9 protein-coding genes are annotated in these 10,625 nt (G+C 69.6%); 2 read left to right on the plus strand and 7 right to left on the minus strand.

Annotated features, from left to right (window positions below):
• The 4 genes from ACIRON_RS30770 to ACIRON_RS30785 all read right to left on the minus strand — a co-directional run.
• A partial coding sequence (locus ACIRON_RS30770; protein WP_402999221.1) for a hypothetical protein occupies nucleotides 1-218 on the minus strand: 218 nt, incomplete at its 3' end.
• Complete coding sequence (locus tag ACIRON_RS30775) at nucleotides 218-2,941, minus strand: ATP-binding protein (RefSeq protein ID WP_402999224.1); 2,724 nt, start codon at nucleotides 2,939-2,941, stop codon at nucleotides 218-220. The genes ACIRON_RS30775 and ACIRON_RS30770, both read right to left, overlap by 1 nt.
• Nucleotides 2,938-4,134 (minus strand): hypothetical protein, encoded by a 1,197-nt coding sequence (locus ACIRON_RS30780; RefSeq protein ID WP_402999227.1) that lies wholly within the window; start codon nucleotides 4,132-4,134, stop codon nucleotides 2,938-2,940. Before ACIRON_RS30780 ends, ACIRON_RS30775 begins: the two co-directional genes overlap by 4 nt.
• 39 nt (nucleotides 4,135-4,173) lie before the next feature.
• Nucleotides 4,174-4,440, minus strand: coding sequence for a hypothetical protein (locus ACIRON_RS30785; RefSeq protein WP_091043078.1), 267 nt, complete (start codon nucleotides 4,438-4,440; stop codon nucleotides 4,174-4,176).
• 468 nt (nucleotides 4,441-4,908) lie between these two features.
• Here ACIRON_RS30785 and ACIRON_RS30790 point away from each other — a divergent pair, with 468 nt between their 5' ends.
• Complete coding sequence (locus ACIRON_RS30790) at nucleotides 4,909-5,082, plus strand: hypothetical protein (protein ID WP_160158737.1); 174 nt, start codon at nucleotides 4,909-4,911, stop codon at nucleotides 5,080-5,082.
• Between the two features lie 160 nt (nucleotides 5,083-5,242).
• Entirely contained in the window at nucleotides 5,243-6,508 is a 1,266-nt protein-coding gene (locus ACIRON_RS30795; RefSeq protein ID WP_402999232.1) for an MFS transporter, read from the plus strand.
• A gap of 17 nt (nucleotides 6,509-6,525) precedes the next feature.
• Here ACIRON_RS30795 and ACIRON_RS30800 read toward each other — a convergent pair whose 3' ends face one another.
• From ACIRON_RS30800 to mmsA, 3 genes are all read right to left on the minus strand, one after another.
• Entirely contained in the window at nucleotides 6,526-7,401 is an 876-nt protein-coding gene (locus ACIRON_RS30800) for a 1,4-dihydroxy-2-naphthoate polyprenyltransferase (protein ID WP_402999235.1), read from the minus strand.
• Between the two features lie 126 nt (nucleotides 7,402-7,527).
• A complete protein-coding gene (gene mmsB, locus ACIRON_RS30805; RefSeq protein WP_402999238.1) occupies nucleotides 7,528-8,814 on the minus strand; it encodes a multiple monosaccharide ABC transporter permease in 1,287 nt (428 codons plus the stop codon).
• A 6-nt stretch (nucleotides 8,815-8,820) separates the two neighbouring features.
• Complete coding sequence (gene mmsA, locus ACIRON_RS30810) at nucleotides 8,821-10,353, minus strand: multiple monosaccharide ABC transporter ATP-binding protein (protein WP_402999241.1); 1,533 nt, start codon at nucleotides 10,351-10,353, stop codon at nucleotides 8,821-8,823.
• Nucleotides 10,354-10,625: the final 272 nt, after the last annotated feature.

The raw sequence follows: 10,625 nt of genomic DNA on the forward strand, positions 1-10,625 counted from the left end.
TCCCCGTACGGAGAAGCCGGCATCGGCGCATCCAGGTTGTTGCACGCATCGCTCACACCCGAGAGCCCACCCGTCGGATCGAACGGGATCGGGATGTCGATCCCCCTCGGCCCCGCAGCCGCCGGACCGGCGACCGAGAGCAGAGCGACCACGAGTACGACGAGGGCAGCGGCCCTACGGCGCAGGGCTGCCCTGTGGCGGGTGGGGCGCGGCGGCATCAGCCGATCCCGTCCCCGGAAAGCTCGGACTTGGGGAGATCGGTCGGCTCGCCGCCGATGGCTCGGCTGACGCGGCGGGTGGGGTCGGCGGTGGTGTTGAGCGCCTCCTGCAGACCCGGGTGGTGGTTGAGGGTGACCTTGATGATCTCCATGCCGCCGTGACCGGTGTCGCCACCGAGGCCGTCGCGGTAGATGAACTCGCGGTAGCCGAGCTGCTCGTCACCACGCCTGGTGCGCGGCGAGAGGCGCGCCAGGATCGACTCGTAGCCCAGGCCCTCGGGCTTGCCGAGCAGCTTGAGCGCGTCGCGCTGGGCGCCCTCGTCCTGCGTACGTCCCACGAAGGCCGCCCCGACGAAGTTGTTGATGTCGGAGCCCAGGATCGCGGAGGCGTTCTGGGTCGAGACCAGCGCGGCACAGTTGTTCTTGCGGGAGTCGCTGGAGAGCTTGTGGACCAGGGCCCGCCCGGTGCCACCACTCGCCTGGGTGACCTCGTGGGCCTCGTCGAGCGCGAACAGCTTCCGCTCGTTGGGATCGCTGCGGTAGATCAGGTGCAGGGCGGACCAGGCGGCGAGGGTCATGATCGGACGCGCCATCTGCTCCTCGGCACTCCACTCCTCGCGCGGCACGTGCTCGGGCGGGGTGTTGAGTCCCTTGAGGTTGTAGAAGGTGAACGGCGTGCCCTTCAGCTCCTCGTCGGACTGGAGGAAGTCGTTGCCGAAGAAGAGCCGGCCGAGCTCGCGCTCACGGGCGGCGGCGAGCTCGCGGCCGATCTCGTGGTCACCGCCGTCGCCCTCGAAGAGCATCTTCACGATCGTCGAGGTGTCGGCGCCGCGGTCGGCCTGCGCCTCCATGACGCGGGCGCGGATGCGCTTGAGCACCTCCTCGTTGTTGGCCAGTCCGACCGGGAGGCAGGAGCGGAGCACCGAGACGGTCAGGTCGCGGCGCTGCTGGACGGCGGCGGACCGCTCCCGGTGGAGCCGCTCGGCGAACTCGTGGTCCGACATCGCCTCGGCCCGGATCAGCTCCGGGTTGGGGTCGGGGACGACGGCGTACGGCGACAGGCTTCCCGGTCGACCGCCGAGGACGTCGACGCTGCGGGCGCGGGCGGAGACCTGCTGGCCGTTGAAGACTCCGCCGCCGATCTCGGGCAGCGTCATCAGCCGCTGCAGCCGACCGGCCGGGTCCATGGCGACACCGTGGATGCCGGACAGGATCGACATGTAGATGACGACGCCCATCAGGGTCGACTTTCCGGAACCGGGCGTGCCGACGAGCGGGATCAGGCCGGCCTGCTCCATGACCTCGGTGAGGTACCACGGGTCCATCAGCACGGCCCGGGACGCCATCGCGGAGGTCTCGCCGAGGTAGAAGCCGCGCTTGTCGCCGACCTCGGCGGTGACCGCCGGGAGGCCGGCGGCGACCTTGAGGACCGGGAACTTCCGGGCGTGGGCGGTCGACGCGAGCGGCTCGCCCGGGACGAACTCGCGAGCCAGGTGATATTGCCCGAGCTGGCGGGTGATCTTGATCTGCGGCCGGTAGAGGTCGACGACCTTCTGCGCCTTGTCGAGCGCCTCCGCCTCGCTGCGGCCGGTGACGGCGATCCGGTACCAGCCCCTGGTCCGGGTGGACAGGCCCGTGAACTCCGAGCGCATCTCGTCCTCGACGTCGGCGGCTCGGCCGGCCTGACGGGAGAGCTGCTTGGGAGGCCGCTTGCCGTGGTCGTCGGACCAGTGGCTGACCTGGCCGTCGATGCGGCGGGTCAGGGACGCCATCTCACGGGAGACGTCGTCCGGCGAGCGGGGCTCGACCCGGAACGACCACTCCACCGGGAAGCCGAGCGCGTCGGTCTTCGCCATCCACGGCGCGTGGGTCTCCGGGACCTCGATGTCGCCGATCCGGGAGACCGTCAGTACGCACACGTGGCTGGTCTCCTGGCGGCCACCGATGCTGCTGGTGACCTGCACTGTCGGTGCCAGCGGCTCGGCCGACCAGGCGACCGACTCGAACCACTCGGCCATGTCGTCGGTGTCGAGGAAGTTCTGCTGGGCCTCACCCGGCTCGGGCACCGGGATCTTGGCGCCCAGGGAGAGCGAACGGGCGATCATCCACTCCATGTCGTGACCGACCGCCGGCCGCGCGGAGAAGCCCGGACGCGACATCACCCGGTTGACCGTGTCGAGGCGCTCGCTGATCGCGGCCATCTCGCGCTCGGCGGCACCGGCGGAGAACTTCGCCAGCGTCCTCACCGTCGCGTCGCGGCGGCCGAGGTCGACGCCGTAGTAGACCAGCTTGTCGGCCTGGCTGTGGGCCGCCATGTGAGCCTGGTTGCGCGCCATCATCTCCTCGAACCCGGGCTGCGGTTCGGGAGCGTTGGCGAACGCGGCATGCGCCCAGTGACGTACGGGATAGGGGCGGGTGGTGACCCGGCCGTGGACCGTGTTGCCGACCAGATCGGCCAGCTGGCTCGCCTGGTCGGTGATCAGGGCCTCGAGGTCCGAGTGGGCGCGGAACGACCAGGTCTGCGGCTCGGCGAGGTACCAGGCGATGATCCGGTCGCTGGTGAAGGTCAGGTGACCGCGCACCTCCTCCAGTGCCCACGTGTCGCCTCTGGGCTCACGGACGCCCTTCGAGTCGTCGCCGCCCCGGCCGAAGACGCTCTTGCGTCCCGGCTTGGGCTTCTCGAAGCCAGGCCCGTAGGCCCGCTCCGTTCGCGGCCGCCTCATGCGGTTCCTCCGTCGTTGGGTACGTCGTCGCCGTCGAGGCGCTTGCGGTAGTCGTCCACACTCTGCGGGCGCCCGTCAGGCACCGCCCGCTCGTCCTGATTGTCCCTGGGACGGGTACGTCCCGAGGGCGCATCGTCGAAGTCGTCCCACCCGTCGACCTCGTCCCATTCCTCGTCGAACCCCGGCTCCGGCGCGATCACCACGGCCGGCCTGACCGCATGCGACAGCGGCTGCCGGGCCGGCCTGGGCGCGGGCTCCGGCGCAGGCTTCGGTTCGGCCTGCGGGGCGGGCTGCTGGGCGGGCTGCTGGGCGGGCTGCTGGGCCGTTGGAGCCGCCGCAGGTGGTGGCGGAGGAGGAGGTGGTGGCGGAGGGGGTGGCGGTGGCGGCGCGGTGGACTGAGCCGGAGGCGCAGGCGGAGCGGCCGGCGCGGGCTGCTCCGGCTCCTGCCGGGCCTGCCACGGCGCGCCACCCTTCCACGGCACGTCGCGGGGCTCACGCGGCGAGGAGGATGGTCGGCTCGACCAGCCACCCTTCGCCGGACGTACGCCGGTGGCGTGCTGCTGCCTCGCAGGCTGCGCCTCGGGCTGGACCGAGAGATTGGCCGAGAGATGGGCGGGGAGGGGCTCCTCGACGACCTTCGCCTCGATCACCGGCCGCACGGGCGCGGCCTTGCCGCGTACGGGCGCGGCCGAGGCGAAGCCCGAGGAGGTGTGTCCGGTCTGGGCGGTCGGGGTCGAGGTGACGACCGTCGCCTGCAGCGCCCTCGGCGAGGGGGTGGCACCCGGCTGCTGCGCGAACCGCCGGCCGGGTCGTCGCATGGCCTTCGCCCAGCCGCCGCGGGGGCTCGTGGCGTGCCGGAAGGCAACAGCCGCGCCGCCCGCGTACTGGGCGCTGGTCTCCACGCGCGGCGTGGTCAGCTCGTGCCAGAAGGTCATCAGCCAGGCGCCGGCCGAGCTCTCCGAGCTGATGTAGTCGGAGGCCTTCATCGAGAGGTAGGAGGCGCCGATCAGCCACAGGCCCATGCTCAGCAGCGTCACCGGCATGCCGAGCTTGCGCAGCAGCACAAGCGTCAATGGTGCGATCACCAGAAAGAGGAAGATGGTCCGATAACGCATCTCCCCGATGTAGCGACGAGGGGGGCCGAGATAGGTCTGGTCGACCTCGTACAGCTCGTCGTCGTCAGGCAGCCTCATCCCCGAGATCCCTCCCTGGGTTAGCTAACGGGACCGGGTTCACCCCTTGAAGAGACCAGCCATCCACTGACCGAGGTCCGTGGCGTTGTTGCCCACGGCCAGGCCGAGGACGCCGAGACCGATGATCAGGCCACCGACGATCGTGACGGCCTTGGAGATGTTGCCGCTGCGGGCAGCCCACAGGACCGTGACGCCCAGGATCAGCACGACCAGCGTGATGATGTTGTCGGTGATCCACTCGGCCAGGCCGCCGGTGCCATACTCGGCGGCTTGAGTCGTACTTTGAATCAACTGGTGCGGTGCCATTGTTCTGCTCCCTTTCCCGAGGTGAGGTGTGGTTGCGTGATACGTCCGGAAGTATTCGGTTGTCCCGCCCGGCGCAGCCCCATGCGGCACCGGTGGGTGGAGGCGCCTTGCCCCTCCCGCGGGCTGACGCGAACTCCCGGACGTCGGCATTCTGGACAAACGCCACCGCCATGTGAGACGAGCGTAGTCCCCAGACCGCCGTAACGCACCTCGTTCCACCTGACGACACGTGCCCACGCGCGCCTGCGGGCGCTCGGTCGACCCGCCTCATCAGGCCTCCATGCCACAGACCGGACCGTTGGGCGCGACACTGTCCCGCTCAGTGGTCTCCTTCGCTGAATTCTTGCGAGGGGAGGCTAACTTCGGGGAATCTATATCCCGGTGCATCCTCGCGAATTTCGCGCGCTTGCGTCCGGATTCGCGAATTTACATTACATTCAATCGGATTTCTCGGGAGGACGAGCTCACATGGACAAGAAGAAGATCTTCATCGTCATCGGCGCCCTGTTCGTCGGGTTTTGGCTGTTCACCGATCCGCAGGGACTGACCAACACGGTCTCCGCAATCGCCGGCGGCATCTGGGGCGTCACCACCGACGTCTTCGGCGGCGTGATCGGCACGATCGAGGGTTCCACCCGCTGACCTCGCCCTGACCTACGCCGACGCACGGGCGTCGGCGCGATGGACTCCTTTTTCTTCGCTGCCCGGTTTGGGGACCGATCAGCACGGATAACTGTTTGACGTCGGACGCCGCGATGACAAGACTGCGCTTGTCTCGATGTCAAGATAGTTTGGAGTCGTCTTGTCCCCTCACTTCATCCGGTTGAGGGACAAGGTCCTCTCAGACGACCCGCTCATCCGGGCGATGTCGTACCAGTCGGTGCTCTCGGCCTTCGCCGAAGGCACCTTTCTCACCGGTTCGGCGGTCTTCTTCACCCAGATCGTCGGCCTCTCCGCCGCACAGGTCGGCCTCGGTCTCACGATCGCGGGCGCTGCAACCTTCTTGTTCGCCGTCCCCCTGGGCCGACTCGCGGACCGTCTCGGCACCCGGTTCAGCTGGATCGCCGGTGCCGTACTCCAGGCGCTGCTGTTCGGTGCCTGGGTTCTCGTCGGCAACTTCGCCGCGTACGTCGCGGTCGAGGTGCTTCTCGCGCTCGCCTCGTCCTGGCAGAAGTCGGGCCGCGACGCCTACCGGATCTCGGTCTTCCCCGCGGCGACCCGGGTGCGCTCGTTCGCCTACATGCGGGCCGCCCGCAACGTCGGCTACACGCTCGGCGCTCTGGCCAGCGGCCTCGCTCTGGCCGTCGACTCCAACACCCTGATCAAGGCCGTCCCGCTGATGACCGCCGTGGTCCTCCTGGTCAACGCCTACTGGATCTCGCGCCTCCCCCGACTCGCCGCCGCTGCCTCTCCCGGCGACGTGAAGCCGGACGTACGCGACCGCCTCGGCGCCCTGCGCAACCGCGCCTTCCTCGCGACGACCTTCTTCGACGGCGTGCTCGGCACCCATCAGGTCCTGCTCAACGTCGTCATCCCGCTGTGGCTGGTCCAGGAGACCGATGCCCCACGGGTGCTGCTGGCCTGGCTGTTCGGCACCAACACCGTCATGGCCGTCGGACTCCAGGTGATCGCCGCCCGCGGGGTGACCGACGTGACGACATCATTGAAGGCCCAACGCCGCGGCGCGCTCTGCTTCCTGGCCTCCTGCGCGATCATCGCGGTCACCCACGACACCGTCGGCCTGATCACGATCGCGCTCGTCTGGATCGGCCACGTGACCGTCACCGGCGCCGAGCTCTTCCAGTCCGCCGGCGAGTGGGGCCTGGTCGCCGATCTCTCCGACCCGGAGCACCGCGGCGACTACCAGGGCGCCGCCCAGGTCGGCTACACCCTCGGCACCGTCTGGGCCCCTGCGGCGTACACCTTCCTGGCCATGGAGCTCGGCCATCTCGGCTGGGCCATCATCGCGGGAATCATCGTCATCGCCGCGATCGGCGTCCACCCCTCCGCCCGCGCCGCCGAGCGCTACCTGGCCCGACGGGCCCAGCCGGAGACCGTGGCGGCCTAGCGCCGTCCCGGCAGGCCTCAGACGAACAGCAGAGGTACGCCGACCAGCAGCCCCCACACCAGCGTGGCCATCCCGGTCTGCTGGAGGACCGGGATCAGGCGCGGGCCGAGGTTGGCGCGGTCGAGGATGGTGCGTACGCCCTGCGCGGCGACGGCGAGGAACCCGAGGCCGAGCAGCGCCCACCAGGACGTCGTCAGGGCCACGAGCACCACGGAGACGGCGGCGACGGCCACGAGGGCGACGTAGAGCCAGCGGGTCCGTGCGTCGCCGAGGCGTACGGCGAGGGTGATCTTCCCGGACTCGGTGTCGCCGGGGATGTCGCGGAGGTTGTTGGCGACGAGGAGCGCAGAAGTGATCGCGCCGATCCCGACGCCGGCCCACAACGCGCCCCACTCCCAGCTCTGCGTCTGGACGAACGTCGTACCGATGACCGCGACGAGCCCGAAGAAGACGAAGACCATGACCTCGCCGAGCCCGGCGTAGCCGTAGGGACGCGAGCCGCCGGTGTAGTACCAGGCCGCGATCATGCAGACCAGTCCCACGAGGATCAGCCACCATGCCGAGGTCAGCGCCAGCACCAGGCCCGCGACCGCGGCGATCCCGAAGGCGATGAACGCGGCGCGCTTGACCGCGGACGGCGCGGCGAGGCCGGAGCCGGTCAGCCGCAGCGGGCCCACACGATCGTCGTCGGTCCCCCGGATCCCGTCGGAGTAGTCGTTGGCGTAGTTGACCGCCACCTGCAGCGCCAGTGCCACGACGAGGGCGAGCAGCGCCTTCCACCAGACCAGGCCACCGGCGTACGCAGCCACCCCGGTGCCGGCGATGACCGGCGCGAGCGCCGCGGGGAGTGTGCGGGGACGGGCTCCCTGGAGCCACTGAGCGGAGTTTGCCACCCCGCTATTCAACACCGGTGGCCCGAGGCGGGTGCGGCTGGGCCGTGACGCGCCACCGACCCCAAAACCCAACGACCCCTGCCCGGGGGGAGGCAGGGGTCGTGGGGTGGGGGTGTGAGGGGTGGATCAGGTCGTCGGCGGGTCGTTGGAGTCGACGCTGAGCTCGGCCTCCATGGCCTCGATCTCCTCGGCCAGCTTGTCGGGCGGCGGAGCGCTGGGCTCGGCCGCCTCGGCACCGGCACCGCCGGACCCTGCGGTACGGCGCTTGTTCCACACGTCGAAGGCGACGGCGAGCAGGAGCACGAGGCCCTTGATGGCCTGCTGCCAGTCGATGGAGACACCGAGCAGCGACATGCCGTTGTTGAGGACACCCATGACGAGACCACCGATGATCGCGCCGACGACGGTGCCGACACCGCCGGTGACGGCCGCGCCACCGATGAAGGCGGCGGCGATAGCGTCGAGCTCGAAGTTGACGCCGGCCTTGGGGTTGGCCGCGGTCAGGCGGGCGGTGGTGACCAGGCCGGCCAGGCCCGACAGCAGGCCCATGTTCACCATGACCAGGAAGTCGACCCGCTTGGTGTTGACGCCGGACATCGTGGCCGCGTCGACGTTGCCACCGATCGCGTAGACGTGCCTACCGAAGACGGTCTTGTTCATGATGAACGTGTAGACCACGATCAGCCCGGCCAGGATCAGGCCGACGATCGGCAGCCCGCGCGCGTCGGCGAGCAGGTAGGCGAAGTACATGATCACGATCGTCAGCAGCGCCAGCTTCACCACGAAGAGCGGGAACGGCAGGACGTCGAAGTTGTAGGCCATCTGGGCGTTGCGGCGACGCACCTCGAGGAAGATCAGCACACCGACGGCGGCCACCGCGATGAGGAGCGTCAGGTTGTGCAGCCCGGTGTCCGGCCCGATCTCGGGCAGGAAGCCGTTGCCGATCGCCTTGAACTGCTCGGGCAGACCACCGACGGTCGCGCCCTTGAGCACGACCAGGGTGAGCCCGCGGAAGAGCAGCATCGAGGCCAGCGTGACGATGAACGCCGGGATCCCGACGTACGCCACCCAGAAGCCGTGCCAGGCGCCGATGGCGGTGCCGATCAGCAGGCCGAGGAAGACGGCCAGCCACCACGGGAAGTCGTACTGGGTCATCATGATCGCCGCGGCGGCGCCGACGAAGGCAGCCACGGAGCCGACCGAGAGGTCGATGTGTCGCGCCACGATCACGATCACCATGCCGATGGCCAGGATCAGGATCTGGGCGTTCTGGACGACCAGGTTGGAGACGTTGAGCGGCTTGAGCAGCACGCCCTCGGTCGAGATCTGGAAGAGGATGACGATCGCCGCCAGAGCGATGATCATCCCGTACTGGCGGACGTTCCCGCGCAGCGTGTTGAGCAGGGCATTCATCGGGGGTTACTTCCTCGCGTCCGCGGTCATGTAGCGCATCAGGGACTCTTGGGTGGCCTCTGAGCGGTCGAACTCATGGGTGATCACGCCCTCGGCGAGCGTGTAGATGCGATCACACAGACCGAGCAGCTCGGGCAGCTCGGAGGAGATCACCAGTACGCCGCGACCGCTGCGGGCGAGCTCCTGGATGATCCCGTAGATCTCGTACTTGGCGCCGACGTCGATGCCTCGGGTCGGCTCGTCGAGGATCAGCAGCTTCGGGTCGGTGTACATCCACTTGGACAGCACCACCTTCTGCTGGTTGCCGCCGGAGAGCTTGCCGACACCGGCGGTGATCGAGGGCGCCTTGATGTTGAGGTTCTTGCGGTAGCCCTCGGCGACCACGACCTCCTTGTGCTCGTCGACGACGAGCCCGGTGCGCAGCTTCTTCAGCGCCGCCGCGGTGATCGAGGTCTTGATGTCGTCGATGAGGTTGAGCCCGAGGCCCTTGCGGTCCTCCGAGACGTACGCGATGCCGGCATCGATCGCCTGGGTGACCGTGTTGAGCTGGAGCTCCGCGCCGTCCAGGACCAGCGATCCGGAGGTCCGGGAGCCGTAGGAACGGCCGAAGATCGACCGCGCCAGCTCCGTACGTCCCGCGCCCATCATTCCCGCGATGCCGACGATCTCGCCGGCCCGCACGGAGAGGTTGGCCTGACGGATGACCTCGCGGTGGCTGTCCTGCGGGTGCATGACGGTCCAGTCGCGCACCTCGAAGAGGACGTCCCCGATGGAGGGGGTGTGGTCGGGGAAGCGGTTCTCGAGGTCGCGGCCGACCATCCCGCGGATGATCCGGTCCTCGTCGACGCCACCGGCGGCGACGGAGAGGGTCTCGATGCTCTGGCCGTCACGGATGATCGTGATCTCGTCGGCGATCTGCTCGATCTCGTTCAGCTTGTGGCTGATCATGATCGAGGTGATCCCCTTCTCCTTGAGCCCCTCCAGGAGCGCGAGGAGGTGCTGGGAGTCGTCGTCGTTGAGGGCGGCGGTCGGCTCGTCGAGGATGAGGAGCTTGACCTCCTTGCTCAGCGCCTTGGCGATCTCGACCAGCTGCTGCTTGCCGATACCGAGGTTCTTCACCGGCGTCAGCGGGTTCTCCCGCAGGCCGACCCGCGCGAGCAGGTCGATCGCCTCGCGGTTGGCACGGCCCCAGTCGATGATGCCGCGCTTGGCGGTCTCGTTGCCGAGGAAGATGTTCTCCGCGATCGAGAGCTCGGGGATGAGGGCGAGCTCCTGGTGGATGATCACGATGCCGGCGGCTTCGCTCTGCCGGATGTTGGCGAACTTCGCGGTCTCGCCCTCGAAGACGATGTCGCCGCTGTAGGTGCCGTGGGGGTAGACCCCGCTGAGCACCTTCATCAGGGTGCTCTTGCCGGCGCCGTTCTCACCGCAGATCGCGTGGATGTCACCGCGGTTGACGACGAGGTTGACGTCGGAGAGCGCCTTGACGCCGGGGAACTCCTTGGTGATGCCGCGCATCTCCAGGATCGGTGAGGTCATGTCGTTCCTGCTATCTGGCCAGGGGCCGGGGGGGGGGGGGGGGGGGGGGGGGGGGGGGGGGGGGCCCCGGCCCGCGGGGCGGGGGGGGGGGGGGGTGGGGGGGGGGGGGGGGGGGGGGGGCCGCCGAGGGGGGGGGGGGGGGGGGGGGGGGGGGGGGGCGCGGGCGGCCCCGCGGGGGGGGGGGGGGGGGGCGGCCCGGGGGGGGGGGGGGGGGGGGGGGGGGGCGCGCGGCGGGGGGGGGGGGGGGGCGCGCCCGCCCCCCCGCGCCCCCC

It is taken from the genome of Nocardioides sp. NPDC101246 (assembly GCF_044767415.1).
GTDB lineage: Bacteria > Actinomycetota > Actinomycetes > Propionibacteriales > Nocardioidaceae > Nocardioides.